This window comes from Streptomyces sp. NPDC104814, assembly GCF_055583185.1.
In genome coordinates this window covers 253,501-268,733 of sequence record NZ_JBVJOL010000005.1, presented here as the reverse complement: position 1 = coordinate 268,733, position 15,233 = coordinate 253,501, and the positions used below count along the sequence as shown (strand labels likewise).

28 protein-coding genes are annotated in these 15,233 nt (G+C 66.2%); all 28 read right to left on the bottom strand.

From position 1 onward, the window contains the following. Positions 1–180 precede the first annotated feature (180 nt). The 28 genes from rpmJ to ACZ64A_RS19500 all read right to left on the bottom strand — a co-directional run bounded on the left by rpmJ (position 181) and on the right by ACZ64A_RS19500 (position 15,113). Positions 181–294: a 50S ribosomal protein L36 gene (gene rpmJ, locus ACZ64A_RS19635; RefSeq protein ID WP_004984509.1), complete on the bottom strand. Its 114-nt coding sequence runs from the start codon at positions 292–294 to the stop codon at positions 181–183. Positions 295–365: 71 nt separating this feature from the next. Further along, positions 366–587: a translation initiation factor IF-1 gene (gene infA / locus ACZ64A_RS19630; RefSeq protein WP_003948620.1), complete on the bottom strand. Its 222-nt coding sequence runs from the start codon at positions 585–587 to the stop codon at positions 366–368. Between the two features lie 207 nt (positions 588–794). Beyond that, on the bottom strand, positions 795–1,631 hold the full coding sequence (gene map / locus ACZ64A_RS19625; RefSeq protein ID WP_469811908.1) for a type I methionyl aminopeptidase: 837 nt from the start codon (positions 1,629–1,631) through the stop codon (positions 795–797). Positions 1,632–1,731: 100 nt separating this feature from the next. After that, positions 1,732–2,394, bottom strand: coding sequence for an adenylate kinase (locus tag ACZ64A_RS19620; protein WP_469811660.1), 663 nt, complete (start codon positions 2,392–2,394; stop codon positions 1,732–1,734). Continuing rightward, a complete protein-coding gene (gene secY, locus ACZ64A_RS19615) occupies positions 2,394–3,707 on the bottom strand; it encodes a preprotein translocase subunit SecY (protein WP_361630543.1) in 1,314 nt (437 codons plus the stop codon). The genes ACZ64A_RS19620 and secY overlap by 1 nt, the downstream gene beginning before the upstream one ends. 172 nt (positions 3,708–3,879) lie before the next feature. After that, positions 3,880–4,335 carry a 50S ribosomal protein L15 gene (gene rplO, locus ACZ64A_RS19610; RefSeq protein WP_067018996.1) on the bottom strand — a complete coding sequence of 152 codons (456 nt, stop codon included), beginning with the start codon at positions 4,333–4,335 and terminating at the stop codon, positions 3,880–3,882. Positions 4,336–4,337: 2 nt separating this feature from the next. Beyond that, the gene (rpmD, locus tag ACZ64A_RS19605) at positions 4,338–4,520 is read right to left on the bottom strand and encodes a 50S ribosomal protein L30 (RefSeq protein WP_003998814.1); all 183 of its coding nucleotides are present in this window, start codon (positions 4,518–4,520) and stop codon (positions 4,338–4,340) included. A gap of 2 nt (positions 4,521–4,522) precedes the next feature. After that, positions 4,523–5,128 carry a 30S ribosomal protein S5 gene (gene rpsE / locus ACZ64A_RS19600; RefSeq protein ID WP_030201551.1) on the bottom strand — a complete coding sequence of 202 codons (606 nt, stop codon included), beginning with the start codon at positions 5,126–5,128 and terminating at the stop codon, positions 4,523–4,525. 37 nt (positions 5,129–5,165) lie between these two features. Further along, positions 5,166–5,549 carry a 50S ribosomal protein L18 gene (rplR, locus tag ACZ64A_RS19595; protein ID WP_366841123.1) on the bottom strand — a complete coding sequence of 128 codons (384 nt, stop codon included), beginning with the start codon at positions 5,547–5,549 and terminating at the stop codon, positions 5,166–5,168. Between the two features lie 3 nt (positions 5,550–5,552). Further along, positions 5,553–6,092, bottom strand: a complete 540-nt coding sequence (gene rplF, locus ACZ64A_RS19590) for a 50S ribosomal protein L6 (RefSeq protein WP_361630551.1) — start codon at positions 6,090–6,092, stop codon at positions 5,553–5,555. Positions 6,093–6,116: 24 nt separating this feature from the next. Then, positions 6,117–6,515, bottom strand: coding sequence for a 30S ribosomal protein S8 (rpsH, locus tag ACZ64A_RS19585; RefSeq protein WP_361630554.1), 399 nt, complete (start codon positions 6,513–6,515; stop codon positions 6,117–6,119). Between the two features lie 210 nt (positions 6,516–6,725). Beyond that, complete coding sequence (locus ACZ64A_RS19580; RefSeq protein ID WP_003948630.1) at positions 6,726–6,911, bottom strand: type Z 30S ribosomal protein S14; 186 nt, start codon at positions 6,909–6,911, stop codon at positions 6,726–6,728. Between the two features lie 5 nt (positions 6,912–6,916). After that, positions 6,917–7,474, bottom strand: coding sequence for a 50S ribosomal protein L5 (gene rplE, locus ACZ64A_RS19575; protein ID WP_014674377.1), 558 nt, complete (start codon positions 7,472–7,474; stop codon positions 6,917–6,919). Then, complete coding sequence (rplX, locus tag ACZ64A_RS19570; protein ID WP_190181494.1) at positions 7,474–7,797, bottom strand: 50S ribosomal protein L24; 324 nt, start codon at positions 7,795–7,797, stop codon at positions 7,474–7,476. Before rplX ends, rplE begins: the two co-directional genes overlap by 1 nt. Positions 7,798–7,799: 2 nt before the next feature. Beyond that, positions 7,800–8,168, bottom strand: coding sequence for a 50S ribosomal protein L14 (rplN, locus tag ACZ64A_RS19565; RefSeq protein ID WP_003998823.1), 369 nt, complete (start codon positions 8,166–8,168; stop codon positions 7,800–7,802). 100 nt (positions 8,169–8,268) lie between these two features. Beyond that, on the bottom strand, positions 8,269–8,553 hold the full coding sequence (gene rpsQ, locus ACZ64A_RS19560; protein WP_014674375.1) for a 30S ribosomal protein S17: 285 nt from the start codon (positions 8,551–8,553) through the stop codon (positions 8,269–8,271). Continuing rightward, the gene (gene rpmC / locus ACZ64A_RS19555; RefSeq protein ID WP_003974259.1) at positions 8,553–8,777 is read right to left on the bottom strand and encodes a 50S ribosomal protein L29; all 225 of its coding nucleotides are present in this window, start codon (positions 8,775–8,777) and stop codon (positions 8,553–8,555) included. The genes rpsQ and rpmC overlap by 1 nt, the downstream gene beginning before the upstream one ends. Then, positions 8,777–9,196, bottom strand: coding sequence for a 50S ribosomal protein L16 (rplP, locus tag ACZ64A_RS19550; RefSeq protein ID WP_009190136.1), 420 nt, complete (start codon positions 9,194–9,196; stop codon positions 8,777–8,779). Before rplP ends, rpmC begins: the two co-directional genes overlap by 1 nt. A gap of 5 nt (positions 9,197–9,201) precedes the next feature. After that, on the bottom strand, positions 9,202–10,029 hold the full coding sequence (gene rpsC / locus ACZ64A_RS19545; protein WP_116148545.1) for a 30S ribosomal protein S3: 828 nt from the start codon (positions 10,027–10,029) through the stop codon (positions 9,202–9,204). Further along, a complete protein-coding gene (gene rplV / locus ACZ64A_RS19540; protein WP_019329637.1) occupies positions 10,029–10,376 on the bottom strand; it encodes a 50S ribosomal protein L22 in 348 nt (115 codons plus the stop codon). Before rplV ends, rpsC begins: the two co-directional genes overlap by 1 nt. A 43-nt stretch (positions 10,377–10,419) precedes the next feature. Then, a complete protein-coding gene (gene rpsS, locus ACZ64A_RS19535; protein ID WP_004984529.1) occupies positions 10,420–10,701 on the bottom strand; it encodes a 30S ribosomal protein S19 in 282 nt (93 codons plus the stop codon). A 12-nt stretch (positions 10,702–10,713) separates the two neighbouring features. Next, positions 10,714–11,550: a 50S ribosomal protein L2 gene (rplB, locus tag ACZ64A_RS19530; protein WP_366841128.1), complete on the bottom strand. Its 837-nt coding sequence runs from the start codon at positions 11,548–11,550 to the stop codon at positions 10,714–10,716. A gap of 38 nt (positions 11,551–11,588) precedes the next feature. Further along, on the bottom strand, positions 11,589–12,008 hold the full coding sequence (gene rplW, locus ACZ64A_RS19525; protein ID WP_469811656.1) for a 50S ribosomal protein L23: 420 nt from the start codon (positions 12,006–12,008) through the stop codon (positions 11,589–11,591). Beyond that, positions 12,008–12,658 carry a 50S ribosomal protein L4 gene (gene rplD, locus ACZ64A_RS19520; RefSeq protein ID WP_361630565.1) on the bottom strand — a complete coding sequence of 217 codons (651 nt, stop codon included), beginning with the start codon at positions 12,656–12,658 and terminating at the stop codon, positions 12,008–12,010. The genes rplW and rplD overlap by 1 nt, the downstream gene beginning before the upstream one ends. Positions 12,659–12,666: 8 nt before the next feature. Continuing rightward, complete coding sequence (rplC, locus tag ACZ64A_RS19515) at positions 12,667–13,311, bottom strand: 50S ribosomal protein L3 (protein WP_014674369.1); 645 nt, start codon at positions 13,309–13,311, stop codon at positions 12,667–12,669. A gap of 16 nt (positions 13,312–13,327) precedes the next feature. Beyond that, positions 13,328–13,636 (bottom strand): 30S ribosomal protein S10, encoded by a 309-nt coding sequence (gene rpsJ / locus ACZ64A_RS19510; protein ID WP_003948644.1) that lies wholly within the window; start codon positions 13,634–13,636, stop codon positions 13,328–13,330. Between the two features lie 395 nt (positions 13,637–14,031). After that, positions 14,032–14,241: a DUF397 domain-containing protein gene (locus ACZ64A_RS19505; protein ID WP_469811654.1), complete on the bottom strand. Its 210-nt coding sequence runs from the start codon at positions 14,239–14,241 to the stop codon at positions 14,032–14,034. Next, positions 14,238–15,113 carry a helix-turn-helix domain-containing protein gene (locus ACZ64A_RS19500; RefSeq protein WP_469811653.1) on the bottom strand — a complete coding sequence of 292 codons (876 nt, stop codon included), beginning with the start codon at positions 15,111–15,113 and terminating at the stop codon, positions 14,238–14,240. Before ACZ64A_RS19500 ends, ACZ64A_RS19505 begins: the two co-directional genes overlap by 4 nt. Positions 15,114–15,233 lie beyond the last annotated feature (120 nt).

The following is a 15,233-nucleotide window of genomic DNA, read 5'->3' as shown; positions in this document are numbered from 1 at the left end:
GGAGGTCTTCCACAGGACCGGTTCCCAGCCGCCGTATCAGGTACGAACTGGGTCCCCGGCCTCCGAGCCGGGGGTGTCAGACGGAAGGAAGCCCCGCCTGGGTCCTGCGTATGAACAAATTCAGCTCGCGTCGCGCGAAAACTCTGCGATGTCAGATGCAGAGGGTGCGATCGTGTGCGATCAGCCCTGGCGCTGCTTGTGGCGCGGGTTCTCGCAGATGATCATGACCCGGCCGTGACGGCGGATCACCCTGCACTTGTCGCAGATCTTCTTGACGCTCGGCTTGACCTTCATGGGATGTGAGGTTCTCCGGGTCAGTTGCCGGCGACCCCGTGCTCAGAGAGGGCACAGGGCTTGGGCAAGATCTACTTGTACCGGTAGACGATCCGGCCACGCGTCAGGTCGTACGGAGACAGCTCCACCACGACCCGGTCGTCAGGGAGGATGCGGATGTAGTGCATACGCATCTTGCCGCTGATGTGTGCCAGGACCTGGTGGCCGTTCTGGAGCTCGACCTTGAACATGGCGTTCGGAAGAGACTCGACGACAGTGCCCTCGATCTCGATGGCACCTTGCTTCTTGGCCACGCTTCGCCCTTCGAATCGACTACCTTGATCGACTCCGGTGAGCACCGTTTGTAAGCATGCGGACATGCGGGTGCACCAGAGCCGACGAGTCAGTCTACGTCAGCACACCCGAAAAGGCGAAACGAGGAAGTCTGCCCTACGAGGGAGATCGTCATGCAAGAGGGGCGGAACTCGGCCCGGCAGTCCCGCCCGATCCTCCGCCGCGGCTCAGCCCAGCGGGTCCGGGGCCACCGTCACGCCGTACTCGGCCAGCTTCGACTTGCCGCCGTCGGGGGACGTCAGGACCAGGGGGCCCTCTTCCGTCAGGGCGACGGAGTGCTCCCAGTGGGAGGACCAGGTGCCGTCGGTCGTGATGACCGTCCAGTCGTCGGAGAGGACCTCGGTCTTCGGTGTGCCGAGGGACACCATCGGCTCGATCGCCAGGCAGAAACCGGGCACCAGCTTGGGGCCCTTGCCGCGGCGCTTCTCGACGTAGTTCAGCAGGTGCGGGTCCATGTGCATCTCGGTGCCGATGCCGTGGCCGCCGTAGTCCTCGATGATCCCGTAGCGGCCGCCGCCGGGCTTGGGCTGGCGGCGGATGTACGTCTCGATCGCGCGGGAGATGTCCACGAGCCGGTTGCCGAGCTTCATCGCGGCGATGCCCGCCCACATCGACTCTTCGGTCACCCGGGACAGCTCGACCAGCTCCGGGGCGTGGCCGGAACCCACGAACGCGGTGTACGCGGCGTCGCCGTGCCAGCCGTCGACGATCGCGCCGCAGTCGATGGAGATGATGTCGCCGTCCTTCAGCACGACATCATCCGAAGGGATGCCGTGGACGACGACCTCGTTGACGGACGTGCAGATCGTCGCGGGGAAACCCCCGTACCCGAGGAAGTTCGGCTTGGCGCCGTGCTCGGCGAGCACCTTGCGCGCGACCTCGTCCAGGTCCTTGGTCGTGGCGCCCGGCACCGCCGCCTCGCGGGTGGCCTTGTGGATGGCGGCGACGACCAGACCCGCCGCACGCATCTTCGCGATCTGCTCGGGCGTCTTGATCTGCACCATGGGGGGCCTGCGCTCTCCGTCACTCACGTCAACCGGTTACCAACACAACAGTACGGCCGTGACGCCCCCCAGGGCGCCACGGCCGGCTGCGGACCGACGGCTACTGGCCGTCGTCCTCACGCTTCAGCGCACCGAGCGCGCGCTGGGTGACCTCGTCCACCTCACCCATGGCCGAGATCGTGACGACCAGGCCCTGGGACTTGTAGTAGTCGATGATCGGCTCGGTCTGCGTGTGGTAGACCTCCAGCCGCGTGCGCACCGTCTCCTCGGTGTCGTCGTCACGCTGGTACAGCTCGCCGCCGCAGACGTCGCAGACGCCTTCCTTGGCCGGCTTCTTGTACGTCACGTGGAAGACGTGCGCCGAGTCGTTGCGGCAGATGCGACGGCCGGCGATGCGCTTCACGACCTCGTCCTCGGGGGCTTCGAGGTCGAGTACCGCGTCCAGCTTGATGTTCTCGGTGTTCAGCAGTTCGTCCAGCGCCTCGGCCTGCGAGACATTGCGCGGGAAACCGTCCAGCAGGAAACCGTTCTCGGCGTCCGGCTGCTCCATGCGGTCCTTCGCCATCGCGATGGTGACCTCGTCGGGGACGAGGTTGCCGGCGTCCATGTAGGACTTCGCGAGCTTCCCGAGCTCCGTCTGCTGGCTGATGTTGGCGCGGAAGAGGTCGCCCGTGGAGATGTGCGGGACGCGCAGGCGCTCGGCAAGGCGCGTGGCCTGCGTACCCTTTCCGGCACCCGGCGGCCCGACGAGGACGATTCGCATCAGCGGAGGAACCCTTCGTAATTGCGCTGCTGGAGCTGGCTCTCGATCTGCTTCACCGTCTCGAGACCGACACCCACGATGATCAGGATGCTGGTCCCGCCGAACGGGAAGTTCTGGCTTGCCCCGAAGCCCACCAACGCCATCGTCGGCACAAGAGCGATCAGACCCAAGTACAGCGAACCCGGCCAGGTGATCCGGTTGAGCACGTACGAGAGGTACTCAGCGGTCGGTCGGCCAGCCCGGATGCCCGGGATGAAGCCACCATACTTCTTCATGTTGTCGGCGACTTCCTCGGGGTTGAAGGAGATCGCCACATAGAAGAACGCGAAGAACACGATGAGCAAGAAGTACAAGGTGATGTAAATCGGGTGGTCGCCCTTCACCAGGTTCTGCTGAACCCAGGTCTTCCACCCGGAGTTGCCCCCGGCGAACTGCGCGATCAGCGCCGGAATGTAGAGCAGCGACGAGGCGAAGATGACGGGAATCACACCCGCCTGGTTCACCTTCAGCGGGATGTACGTCGACGTACCGCCGTAGGAACGGCGGCCGATCATCCGCTTCGCGTACTGGACGGGGATGCGGCGCTGAGCCTGCTCCACGAAGACCACGAGCCCGACCATGATCAGGCCGACCAGGATCACCGTCCCGAACTCGATCCAGCCGCCGGCCAGGTTGCCGGACTTCTTGATGGACCACAGGGCGGACGGGAAGGTCGCGGCGATCGAGATGAACATCAGGATCGACATGCCGTTGCCGATGCCGCGGTCGGTAATCAGCTCACCCAGCCACATGACGACGGCCGTACCGGCGGTCATGCAGATGACCATGGTGATGGTGGAGAAGATGGCCCGGTCGGGAACGATCTGCGACGCGACGGTGCAGCCGTTGAACAGGGCGCCGCTGCGGGCGGTGGCCACCAGGCCGGTGCCCTGCAGGATGGCCAGCGCGATGGTCAGATAGCGCGTGTACTGCGTGATCTTGGCCGTGCCGGCCTGGCCCTCCTTCTTGAGGGCCTCCAGGCGCGGGATCACCACGGTCAGCAGCTGCAGGATGATGCTCGCCGTGATGTACGGCATGATGCCGAGCGCGAAGACCGTGATCTGCAGCAGCGCACCGCCACTGAACATGTTGACCAGACCGAAGAGGCCCTGGTTGCCGGACGCCTCGTCCACACACTGCTGGACGGACTTGTAGTCCACGCCGGGAATCGGGATGTGGGTACCGACCCGGTAGACCACGATGATGCCGAGCGTGAAGAGCAGCTTCTTGCGCAGGTCGGGCGTCTTGAACGCCCGGGCGAACGCGGTGAGCACGGTGCCTCCTGCGACCCCCGCGCAACTGCGTCGAAGGGCGGTCTTGAGGTTCGACGAATACGAAAAGAAACAGTGGACGCCACCTTACCGGCGACACTGCTCCCCTAGGAACGACCAACCGGGGATACCCCAATTGTGGAGTATCCCCGGTTGACGTGTTACGTCATCAGGCTCAGACGAGCTCGGTGACCGTACCGCCGGCGGCGGTGATCTTCTCCTTGGCGGAGCCGGAGACGGCGTCGACCGTCACCTGCAGCGCCACGGAGATCTCGCCCTGGCCGAGGACCTTGACGAGGCTGTTCTTGCGCACGGCACCCTTGGCCACGAGACCCTCGACCGTGACCTCGCCACCCTCGGGGTAGAGCGCGGCCAGCTTGTCGAGGTTCACGACCTGGTACTCGGTCTTGAACGGGTTCTTGAAGCCCTTCAGCTTCGGGAGGCGCATGTGGAGGGGCATCTGCCCACCCTCGAAGCGCTCCGGAACCTGGTAGCGGGCCTTGGTGCCCTTGGTACCACGACCGGCCGTCTTACCCTTCGACGCCTCACCACGACCGACACGGGTCTTGGCGGTCTTGGCGCCCGGGGCGGGACGGAGGTTGTGGATCTTGAGCGGGTTGTTCTCCGCCATGATCAGTCGACCTCCTCGACCGTCACGAGGTGGCGGACGGTGTGCACCATGCCGCGGAACTCGGGGCGGTCCTCCTTGACGACCACGGTGTTGATCCCCTTGAGACCAAGCGACCGCAGGGTGTCACGGTGGTTCTGCTTGCTGCCGATGTAGGACTTGACCTGCGTGATCTTGAGCTGCGCCATGATTACGCACCCGCCCCGGCACGCGCACGCAGCAGGGCCGCGGGGGCGACGTCCTCGAGCGGCAGACCACGGCGGGCCGCGATCTCCTCGGGGCGCTGCAGACCCTTCAGGGCCTCCACCGTCGCGTGCACGATGTTGATGGCGTTGTCGGAGCCGAGCGACTTCGACAGGATGTCGTGAACGCCGGCGCACTCGAGGACGGCACGCACGGGACCACCGGCGATAACACCGGTACCCGGCGAAGCCGGCTTGAGCAGCACGACGCCGGCAGCCTTCTCACCCTGGATCGGGTGCGGGATGGTGCCCTGGATACGGGGGACCTTGAAGAAGTGCTTCTTGGCCTCCTCCACACCCTTGGCGATGGCGGCCGGCACCTCCTTGGCCTTGCCGTAACCGACACCCACGGTGCCGTCACCGTCGCCCACCACGACCAGCGCGGTGAAGCTGAAGCGACGACCACCCTTCACAACCTTGGCGACACGATTGATCGCGACGACGCGCTCGACGTACGCGGTCTTCTCGGCGGCAGCAGCGCCGCCGTCACGGCCCTTCCGGTCCCGCCGCTCGCCGCCACCGGCACCGCTCCCGCGGCGCTGGGGTCCAGCCATTGGATTACCTCTCTCTTTTTCCGCTAGCTACGGCGGCTCAGAACTTGAGCCCGGCCTCGCGGGCGGCGTCCGCCAGGGCAGCGATGCGCCCGGCGTACTGGTTGCCACCACGGTCGAACACGACGGCCTCGACACCGGCGGCCTTGGCACGCTCGGCGACCAGGGCGCCGACCTGCTTGGCCTGGGCGGACTTGTCGCCCTCGGCACCGCGGATCGAGCTGTCCAGGGTGGACGCCGACGCCAGGGTGTGGCCCTTCAGGTCGTCGATCACCTGCGCCACGATGTGACGGTTGGAGCGGGTCACGACCAGGCGGGGACGCTCCGCAGTACCGGAGACCTTCTTGCGGATCCGAAGGTGACGACGCTTGATAGCAGCACGCTTGTAAGCGTCGCCCTTGAGGATCTTCTGTCCGTATGCCATGGCTTACTTACCCGCCTTTCCGACCTTGCGGCGGATGACTTCGCCCTCGTACTTGACGCCCTTGGCCTTGTACGGGTCGGGCTTGCGCAGCTTGCGGATGTTGGCCGCAACCTCGCCGACCTTCTGCTTGTCGATGCCCTCGACCGAGAAACGGGTCGGGGTCTCCACCTTGAAGGTGATGCCCTCGGGGGCCTCGACGGTGATCGGGTGGCTGTAGCCCAGCGCGAACTCGAGGTTCGAGCCCTTGGCAGTCACTCGGTAACCGACACCGCTGATCTCGAGCTTCTTGACGTATCCCTGGGTCACACCGGTGATCATGTTCGCCACCAGCGTGCGGGACAGGCCGTGCAGGGCCTTGCTCTGCCGCTCGTCGTTCGGGCGGAGCACCTGGAGGGTGCCGTCCTCGCCCTTAGCGATGTCGATCGGCGCGACGATGGTGTGGGTCAGCTCGCCCTTGGGGCCCTTGACCTTGACCGTACGGCCGTCGATGGTGACGTCCACGCCGGCGGGAACCGGGATGGGGAGCTTGCCGATACGCGACATAGCTGTTTCCTCCGTTCCCTTCCGTTACCAGACGTAGGCGAGGACTTCCCCACCCACGCCCTTCTTCTGCGCCTGCTTGTCGGTGAGCAGGCCGTGAGACGTGGAGATGATCGCCACGCCGAGGCCGCCGAGCACCTTCGGCAGGTTGGTGGACTTCGCGTAGACCCGGAGGCCGGGCTTCGAGATCCGCTTGATGCCCGCGATGGAGCGCTCACGGTTCGGGCCGAACTTCAGGTCGAGCACGAGGTTCTTGCCGACCTCGGCGTCCTCGACCTTCCAGCCGGTGATGAAGCCCTCCTGCTGGAGGATCTCCGCGATGTGAGACTTGATCTTGGAGTGCGGCATCGACACGGAGTCGTGGTAAGCCGCGTTCGCGTTCCGCAGACGCGTCAGCATGTCTGCGATCGGATCAGTCATGGTCATGAATTGGCCTGTGGCCTTTCTCGCCGGGGTTTCCTATATGCGCCATCCCTCTCCCCATACATGGACGGGACGGGTGCGGTGCGGGGACCTACGGCGTAGTAAGTCGTTCAGGGCGGCAGAGGCCCAACCCTCCTAGCCTAAGCCATGAGAGCGGGGGCCTCTGCCGTCCCGGTTGCTTACCGAGAGGTCCAGGTATCCCTAACTAGGGGATTACCAGGAGCTCTTGGTCACGCCCGGCAGCTCGCCACGGTGAGCCATCTCACGAAGGCACACGCGGCACAGGCCGAACTTGCGGTACACGGAGTGGGGACGGCCGCAGCGCTGGCAGCGGGTGTAGCCACGCACACCGAACTTGGGCTTGCGAGCAGCCTTCGCGATGAGAGCCTTCTTCGCCATCTCGCTCACGCCTCCTTGAACGGGAAGCCGAGGTGACGGAGGAGCGCGCGGCCCTCTTCGTCGTTGGTCGCCGTGGTGACCACGGTGATGTCCATACCCCGGACACGGTCGATCTTGTCCTGGTCGATCTCGTGGAACATGACCTGCTCCGTGAGACCGAAGGTGTAGTTGCCACGGCCGTCGAACTGCTTGGGGGACAGGCCGCGGAAGTCGCGGATGCGCGGCAGCGCGAGCGACAGGGTGCGGTCCAGGAACTCCCACATGCGGTCGCCACGGAGCGTGACGTGGGCACCGATCGGCTGACCCTCACGCAGCTTGAACTGCGCGATGGACTTGCGGGCCTTGGTGACGGCCGGCTTCTGACCGGTGATCGTGGTGAGGTCGCGGATGGCGCCCTCGATCAGCTTGGAGTCGCGGGCGGCGTCGCCCACACCCATGTTGACCACGATCTTGACGAGGCCGGGAACCTGCATGACGTTCTCGTACTTGAACTCGTCACGCAGCTTGCCCGCGATCTCCTCGCGGTACTTCGTCTTCAGACGCGGAGTCGTGGTGGTAGCCATCAGATGTCCTCACCCGTCCGCTTGGCAACGCGGATCTTGTTGCCCTCGTCGTCGAAGCGGTAGCCGACACGCGTGACGACCTTCTGACCGTCCTTCTCCACGACCAGCTGGACGTTGGAGACGTGGATCGGGGCCTCGGTCGTGACGATGCCACCGGCCTGCGAACCGCCGGCGGTGGGGCCGGCCTTCGTGTGCTTCTTGACCCGGTTGACACCCTCGACCAGGACGCGCTCCTCGCGCGGGTAAGCGGCAATGACCTTGCCCTGCTTGCCCTTGTCCTTGCCGGTGATGACCTGGACCAGGTCGCCCTTCTTGATCTTCATGCTTACAGCACCTCCGGAGCCAGCGAGATGATCTTCATGAACTTCTTCTCGCGCAGCTCACGCCCGACCGGGCCGAAGATGCGGGTGCCGCGAGGGTCGCCGTCGTTCTTCAGAATGACGGCGGCGTTCTCGTCGAAGCGGATGTACGAGCCGTCCGGACGGCGGCGCTCCTTGACGGTGCGAACGATGACCGCCTTGACGACGTCACCCTTCTTCACGTTGCCACCGGGGATCGCGTCCTTGACGGTGGCGACGATGACGTCACCGATGCCCGCGTAGCGGCGACCGGAGCCACCGAGCACACGGATGCAAAGGATCTCCTTCGCACCAGTGTTGTCGGCGACACGCAGTCGCGACTCCTGCTGGATCACGTCTATCTCCTGGATGTCTGCCGGTTCCCGGCAGGGGTTCCTTCACGAAACCCCTGCCGAGCCTGGCGGAACGATGCGTAGGGGGTCCCCCTACGAGGGATTACTTGGCCTTCTCGAGGATCTCGACGACGCGCCAGCGCTTCGTCGCGGACAGCGGCCGGGTCTCCATGAGGAGGACGCGGTCGCCGACGCCCGCAGCGTTCTGCTCGTCGTGGGCCTTGAGCTTGTTCGTACGGCGGATGACCTTGCCGTACAGCGCGTGCTTGACACGGTCCTCGACGGCGACGACGACGGTCTTGTCCATCTTGTCGCTGACGACCAGACCCTCACGGGTCTTGCGGAATCCGCGTGCCTCGGTGTTCTCAGTCACGTTGCTCTCGCTCATCAGGCGCTCTCCACCGTCTCGATGCCCAGCTCGCGCTCACGCATCAGGGTGTAGATCCGCGCGATGTCCTTACGGACGGCCTTGAGCCGACCGTGGTTCTCGAGCTGACCCGTCGCCGCCTGGAAGCGGAGGTTGAACAGCTCTTCCTTGGCCTCGCGGAGCTTCGCCAGAAGCTCCTCGTTGCCCAGCTCGCGCAGCTCGGACGCCTTGGTACCGGCCGACATCACGCTTCACCTGCCTCGCGCTTGACGATCCGGCACTTCATCGGCAGCTTGTGGGCCGCACGAGTCAGCGCCTCACGGGCGATCTTCTCGTTGGGGTACGACAGCTCGAACATCACACGTCCGGGCTTGACGTTCGCGATCCACCACTCCGGCGAACCCTTACCGGAACCCATGCGGGTCTCGGCCGGCTTCTTGGTGAGGGGACGGTCCGGGTAGATGTTGATCCAGACCTTGCCGCCACGCTTGATGTGGCGGGTCATCGCGATACGGGCCGCCTCGATCTGGCGGTTCGTCACGTAGGCCGGGGTCAGCGCCTGGATGCCGTACTCGCCGAACGCAACCTGCGTCCCACCCTTGGACATACCGTTGCGCTTCGGGTGGTGCTGCTTGCGGTGCTTGACCCTACGGGGGATCAGCATTTCGGTCAGGCCTCCGTTCCGGTGCTCTCAGCCGGAGCGGACGCGGGAGCCTCGGCCTTGGGGGCCTCGGCGCCGGCAGCCTGCTGCGGCTTGCGACCGCGCCCGCCACGCTCGCCACCACGGCCACCGCGGGCCGGGCGGTCGGCGCCGCCACGGGCCGGGCGGTTACCCGCACGGGCCGCAGCGTTCTCGGCGCGGACCTCGGCGATGTTCTTCACGTCGCCCTTGTAGATCCAGACCTTCACGCCGATGCGGCCGAAGGTCGTCTTGGCCTCGAAGAAGCCGTAGTCCACGTTCGCGCGGAGCGTGTGCAGGGGCACACGGCCCTCGCGGTAGAACTCCGAGCGGGACATCTCGGCGCCACCGAGGCGGCCACCGCACTGGATCTTGATGCCCTTGGCGCCGGCCTTCATCGCCGACTGCATGCTCTTACGCATGGCGCGGCGGAAGGAGACGCGGGAGGAGAGCTGCTCGGCGACGGCCTGGGCAACCAGCTGAGCGTCGGTCTCGGGGTTCTTGACCTCGAGGATGTTCAGCTGGACCTGCTTGCCCGTGAGCTTCTCGAGGTCACCGCGGATGCGGTCGGCCTCGGCGCCACGGCGGCCGATGACGATGCCCGGACGAGCGGTGTGGATGTCCACACGCACGCGGTCACGGGTGCGCTCGATCTCAACCTTCGAGATGCCGGCGCGCTCCATGCCGGACGTCATCATCCGACGGATGGCGACGTCTTCCTTGACGTAGTCCTTGTACAGCTTGTCGGCGTACCAACGCGACTTGAAGTCGGTCGTGACACCGAGCCGGAACCCGTGCGGGTTTACCTTCTGGCCCATTACCGGGTTCCTTCCTTGCTGCTGACGACCACGGTGATGTGGCTGGTCCGCTTGCGGATCCGGTAGGCGCGGCCCTGGGCACGCGGGCGGAACCGCTTCAGGGTCGGGCCCTCGTCGACGTAGGCCTCGGAGATGTAGAGGCTGTCGGCGTCGGTGTGGTCGTAGTTGTGCGCGGCGTTGGCGATGGCGCTGTCCAGCACCTTGCCCACCGGCACCGAGGCGGCCTGCGGAGCGAATCGCAGGACGGCCTGGGCCTCCGTGGCGTCCATGCCACGGATGAGGTCCACCACGCGGCGGGCCTTCATGGGCGTGACGCGGATGTACCGCGCCTGGGCCCTGGCTTCCATGGTTGTCCCTTCAGTTACTTACGTGTCTGAATGCGATCCGCTACTAGCGGCGCTTCGACTTCCGGTCTTCCTTGACGTGACCCCGGAAGGTGCGCGTCGGCGAGAACTCGCCGAGCTTGTGGCCGACCATCGACTCGGTGACGAACACCGGGATGTGGGTCTTGCCGTTGTGCACCGCGATCGTGTGGCCCAGCATCGCCGGGACGATCATGGAGCGGCGGGACCAGGTCTTGATGACGTTCTTGGTGCCGGCTTCGTTCTGGGCGTCCACCTTCTTGATGAGGTGGTCGTCGACGAAGGGCCCCTTCTTGAGACTGCGCGGCATCTAAACCCGCTCCTAGCGCTTCTTGTTCGTCTTGCGGCGGCGGACGATGTACTTGTTCGAAGCCTTCTTCGGCGAACGAGTACGACCTTCCTTCTGACCCCAGGGGCTGACCGGGTGGCGACCACCGGAGGTCTTGCCCTCACCACCACCGTGGGGGTGGTCAACCGGGTTCATCGCCACACCGCGAACGGTCGGGCGGACGCCCAGCCAGCGCTTGCGGCCGGCCTTGCCCCAGTTGATGTTGCTCTGCTCGGCGTTGCCGACCTCGCCGACCGTGGCGCGGCAGCGCTGGTCGACCAGGCGGATCTCACCGGAGGGCATGCGGAGGTGGGCCATCGAGCCCTCCTTCGCGAGCAGCTGCACGGAGGCACCGGCGGAGCGGGCGAACTTGGCGCCGCCGCCCGGACGAAGCTCCACGGAGTGGATCGTCGTACCGACCGGGATGTTGCGCAGCGCCAGGTTGTTACCGGGCTTGATGTCGGCACCGGGGCCGTTCTCGATCCGGTCACCCTGGTTCAGCCCACGGGGGGCCAGGATGTAGCGCTTCTCGCCGTCCGCGTAGTGCAGGAGGGCGATGCGCGCCGTACGGTTCGGGTCGTACTCGATGTGCGCGACCTTCGCCGGCACGCCGTCCTTGTCGTGACGACGGAAGTCGATCACTCGGTAGGCGCGCTTGTGGCCACCGCCCTGGTGGCGGACGGTCACACGACCGGCGTTGTTACGGCCGCCCTTGCTGTGCAGCGGGCGGACCAGCGACTTCTCCGGCGTGGACCGCGTGACCTCGACGAAGTCGGCAACGCTGGCGCCACGACGGCCCGGCGTAGTCGGCTTGTACTTGCGGATTCCCATTTCTCAGTCCTCGTCCGATATCGGACGATCCGACCCGCTTACGCGGTCGGACCGCCGAAGATGTCGATACGGTCGCCCTCGGCGAGGGTCACGATCGCGCGCTTGGTCGCCGCGCGCTGGCCGAAGCCGGTGCGGGTCCGCTTGCGCTTACCCTGGCGGTTGATCGTGTTGACCCCGGTGACCTTGACCGAGAAGACCGCCTGGACGGCCTGCTTGATCTGGGTCTTGTTGGCGTTCGGGTCGACGATGAACGTGTACTTGTTCTCGTCGAGGAGCGCGTAGCTCTTCTCGGAGACGACCGGCTTCAGCAGGACGTCACGGGGGTCCGTGTACGACTTGCTCAGCGGGGTCTCGACGGTGTTCTTGCCCTCGGTGGCGTGGCGACGCGCCTTGGCGACGCGCGCGGCCTTGGCGGCCTTGGCGGCCTTCGAGGCGATAGCGGGGTGACGGATAGCCATCAGGCCTCGCTCCCTTCGGTGTCAGCGGCCTTGGGGCCAGACACGAAGGACTCGAAAGCGGCCTGGGTGAAGACCACGTCGTCCGAGACGAGAACGTCGTACGTGTTCAGCTGGCCCGGCTCCAGGATGTGGACCTGGGGCAGGTTGCGGGCGGACAGCCACGCGGCCTCGTCGGAGCGCTCGGCGACCAGGAGCAGGTTCTTGCGCTCCGAGATCTTGCCGAACAGGCTCTTCGCGGCCTTCGTGGAGATCGCACCCTCGACCACGCCGGCGACGACGTGGATGCGGTTGTGACGCGCCCGGTCGGTGAGGGCACCGCGCAGGGCGGCGGCCTTCATCTTCTTCGGGGTCCGCTGCGAGTAGTCACGCGGCACGGGACCGTGCACGACGCCACCACCGGCGAACTGCGGCGCGCGGGTCGAACCCTGGCGGGCGCGACCGGTGCCCTTCTGGCGGTACGGCTTCTTGCCGCCACCACGGACTTCACCGCGGGTCTTGGTCTTGTGCGTGCCCTGGCGGGCAGCGGCCAGCTGCGCGACGACGACCTGGTGGATCAGCGGAACGCTGACCTTGGCGTCGAAGATCTCCGCGGGGAGCTCGACGGAACCGGCCTTGTCGCCAGCCGGCGAAAGGATGTCAACAGTGCTCATCGGTTACCTCAGGCCCCCTTGGCCGCGGTGCGGACCAGGACGAGGCCGCCGTTCGGACCGGGAACCGCGCCCTTGATGAGCAGCAGACCCTTCTCCGCGTCAACGGCGTGGACGGTCAGGTTCTGGGTGGTGACCCGCTCGTTGCCCATGCGACCCGCCATGCGGAGGCCCTTGAACACGCGGCCCGGGGTGGCGCAGCCACCGATGGAACCGGGCGAGCGGTGCTTGCGCTGGGTGCCGTGTCCGGCGCCGAGGCCACGGAAGTTGTGGCGCTTCATGACACCGGCGAAGCCCTTGCCCTTGCTCTTGCCGGTGACGTCGACCTTCACGCCGGCCTCGAACACCTCGGCGGTGATCTCCTGGCCGAGGGTGTACTCGCTGGCGTCAGCGGTACGGATCTCGACGAGGTGGCGGCGGGGGGTGACGTCGGCCTTGGCGAAGTGACCCTTGAGGGGCTTGTTCACCTTGCGCGGGTCGATCTCGCCGAAGGCGATCTGGACCGACTCGTAGCCGTCGACGTCGTTCGTACGGACCTGGGTGACGACGTTGGGGCCGGCCTTGACGACGGTGACCGGAACAACACGGTTGTTCTCGTCCCACACCTGCGTCATGCCGAGCTTCTCGCCCAGGATGCCCTTGATCTGCTTAGCCATTCTCAGCCCACCAGCCTCAGAGCTTGATCTCGATGTCGACACCGGCCGGGAGGTCGAGTCGCATCAGAGAGTCAACGGTCTTGGGGGTCGGGTCGAGGATGTCGATCAGGCGCTTGTGCGTGCGCATCTCGAAGTGCTCGCGCGAGTCCTTGTACTTGTGCGGCGACTTGATGACGCAGTACACGTTCTTCTCAGTGGGCAGCGGCACCGGGCCCGCGACCGACGCACCAGTGCGGGTCACCGTCTCGACGATCTTCTTCGCCGAGGAGTCGATGACCTCGTGGTCGTAGGCCTTGAGCCGGATGCGGATCTTCTGTCCCGCCATGGCTACTCAGTAGTCCTGTCTCTCTACAGCTCTGGAACCTGGTGTTCCCTTGACTTCCGCCGACCCACGCGGTCGGGCGTGTCGCACTCCCGCTGACACAGATGTCCCTTGTTCGAACATCCCTTGTCCTGGGGAAGAGGTTCACCGGGTGCCTGGCCAGTGCCGCACCACACTTCCCGGAAGATTCCCGTACGTCCGCCCCAGCGCTGCCCGAGGGCAGTTAGGGCGACGAGTACTGTGGGACTCGCTTCCGGTCCTCCCGGCGGGAGGCGCGCAGCATCAACACTCGACCGAGCAACTCCGACAGTCTGCCATAAGGGGCAGGCCGGATGCCAATCGAGCCGAAGAGATTACCCCGGGGGTGACGCAGGTCAAACCCGGGGCGCGCTCCACGGTCAGCCCTGCGTGGCGTAGCTCACAAAATCCGCCCAGGCGCTCTCCGTGAGGGCCAGCCGGGGACCGGCGATGTGCTTGGAGTCACGCACATGCACGGTACCGGGAGCGTGGGCGACCTCGACGCAGGAGTTGCCGTCGTTGCCGCTGCTGTAGCTGCTCTTGAACCACGCCAGCTCGGATGCGTCCCCGGCCGTGGTCTTGCGGATCATGTTTCTCCCAGCAGTGTCTCGACGAAGGCCAGCGACTCCCTGGGCGAGAGCGCCTGAGCCCGGATGGTGCCATACCGCAGCTCAAGGATGCGCAGGTGCTTTGGATCATGCGTCGGGCGGCCGTTGAACGCGCCGTCGGAGCGGCCCACGGCCGTCCCGTCCGCGAACTTCAGCAGTTCGATCCGGCCGTCCAGCCCCGAGTGGGTGTCGCAGTCCATCGGCATCACCTGAAGCACGACGTGGTGCAACCGGCCCACCTCCAACAGCCGTTCGAGCTGGTGACGCCAGGCCATTGTGCCCCCGAGGGGACGCCGAAGGACCCCTTCTTCCAGCACGAAGTGGATCGACGGTGCCGGGTCGCGCTCGAAGACCGACTGCCGGGCGAGCCGAGCAGCCACCATGCGTTCGACTTCGTCCGGCGAGTAGGGCGGCTGGGCCGCCCCGATGACCGCCCGCGCGTGATCCGGTGTCTGCAACAGCCCGTGGACGCTGTTGCACTCGTACACCCCGATCTCCACCGCCTGGGCTTCCAGCTTCGCCAGCTCGCGGACCCGCTTCGGGTAGCGGACCTTCTTCACGTCCTCCCAGGTCGCCGCGATGAGTCCGCCGGCGTTCAGCACCTGGTCGGCCGCGGCCAGGTAGTCCTGGCGCGGGATCCGCTTCCCGGCCTCGATCTTGTACACCATGTCTTCGCTGTAGCCGATGAGCCTGCCGAACTCACCGGCCCGCAGCCCGGCCGCCTCCCGGCGCAGCTTCAGCTGCCGCCCGACCGTGGCGATGACGGCCACGCCCCACTCGTCGTCCGGGTCCACTTCCCAACCCGGCTCGTCCGCCTCGCCCTTGAGCCGTACCGCCTCGCCGTCCACGGACATCCGCGCCCCTCCGTCGTCCCGTTCCCGCGCCGTACGTCGGCGCCCTACCCGTGGGAACCGCGCGGACAGCCAAGACAGCACCGGACAAGCACCGGACAGTGACCGTACGCAACCGCCCCG

Bases quoted from the DNA above. Each gene is read 5' to 3' on its own strand.
- rpmJ (WP_004984509.1), bottom strand. From the start codon at position 294: ATGAAGGTCAAGCCGAGCGTCAAGAAGATCTGCGACAAGTGCAGGGTG.
- map (WP_469811908.1), bottom strand. From the start codon at position 1,631: ATGGTGCAGATCAAGACGCCCGAGCAGATCGCGAAGATGCGTGCGGCG.
- ACZ64A_RS19620 (WP_469811660.1), bottom strand. From the start codon at position 2,394: ATGCGAATCGTCCTCGTCGGGCCGCCGGGTGCCGGAAAGGGTACGCAG.
- rplO (WP_067018996.1), bottom strand. From the start codon at position 4,335: ATGGCGGAGAACAACCCGCTCAAGATCCACAACCTCCGTCCCGCCCCG.
- rpmD (WP_003998814.1), bottom strand. From the start codon at position 4,520: ATGGCGCAGCTCAAGATCACGCAGGTCAAGTCCTACATCGGCAGCAAG.
- rpsE (WP_030201551.1), bottom strand. From the start codon at position 5,128: ATGGCTGGACCCCAGCGCCGCGGGAGCGGTGCCGGTGGCGGCGAGCGG.
- rplR (WP_366841123.1), bottom strand. From the start codon at position 5,549: ATGGCATACGGACAGAAGATCCTCAAGGGCGACGCTTACAAGCGTGCT.
- rplF (WP_361630551.1), bottom strand. From the start codon at position 6,092: ATGTCGCGTATCGGCAAGCTCCCCATCCCGGTTCCCGCCGGCGTGGAC.
- rpsH (WP_361630554.1), bottom strand. From the start codon at position 6,515: ATGACCATGACTGATCCGATCGCAGACATGCTGACGCGTCTGCGGAAC.
- ACZ64A_RS19580 (WP_003948630.1), bottom strand. From the start codon at position 6,911: ATGGCGAAGAAGGCTCTCATCGCGAAGGCTGCTCGCAAGCCCAAGTTC.
- rplE (WP_014674377.1), bottom strand. From the start codon at position 7,474: ATGGCTACCACCACGACTCCGCGTCTGAAGACGAAGTACCGCGAGGAG.
- rplX (WP_190181494.1), bottom strand. From the start codon at position 7,797: ATGAAGATCAAGAAGGGCGACCTGGTCCAGGTCATCACCGGCAAGGAC.
- rpsQ (WP_014674375.1), bottom strand. From the start codon at position 8,553: ATGAGCGAGAGCAACGTGACTGAGAACACCGAGGCACGCGGATTCCGC.
- rpmC (WP_003974259.1), bottom strand. From the start codon at position 8,777: ATGTCGGCCGGTACCAAGGCGTCCGAGCTGCGCGAGCTGGGCAACGAG.
- rplP (WP_009190136.1), bottom strand. From the start codon at position 9,196: ATGCTGATCCCCCGTAGGGTCAAGCACCGCAAGCAGCACCACCCGAAG.
- rpsC (WP_116148545.1), bottom strand. From the start codon at position 10,029: ATGGGCCAGAAGGTAAACCCGCACGGGTTCCGGCTCGGTGTCACGACC.
- rplV (WP_019329637.1), bottom strand. From the start codon at position 10,376: ATGGAAGCCAGGGCCCAGGCGCGGTACATCCGCGTCACGCCCATGAAG.
- rpsS (WP_004984529.1), bottom strand. From the start codon at position 10,701: ATGCCGCGCAGTCTCAAGAAGGGGCCCTTCGTCGACGACCACCTCATC.
- rplB (WP_366841128.1), bottom strand. From the start codon at position 11,550: ATGGGAATCCGCAAGTACAAGCCGACTACGCCGGGCCGTCGTGGCGCC.
- rplW (WP_469811656.1), bottom strand. From the start codon at position 12,008: ATGGCTATCCGTCACCCCGCTATCGCCTCGAAGGCCGCCAAGGCCGCC.
- rplD (WP_361630565.1), bottom strand. From the start codon at position 12,658: ATGAGCACTGTTGACATCCTTTCGCCGGCTGGCGACAAGGCCGGTTCC.
- rplC (WP_014674369.1), bottom strand. From the start codon at position 13,311: ATGGCTAAGCAGATCAAGGGCATCCTGGGCGAGAAGCTCGGCATGACG.
- rpsJ (WP_003948644.1), bottom strand. From the start codon at position 13,636: ATGGCGGGACAGAAGATCCGCATCCGGCTCAAGGCCTACGACCACGAG.
- ACZ64A_RS19505 (WP_469811654.1), bottom strand. From the start codon at position 14,241: ATGATCCGCAAGACCACGGCCGGGGACGCATCCGAGCTGGCGTGGTTC.
- ACZ64A_RS19500 (WP_469811653.1), bottom strand. From the start codon at position 15,113: ATGTCCGTGGACGGCGAGGCGGTACGGCTCAAGGGCGAGGCGGACGAG.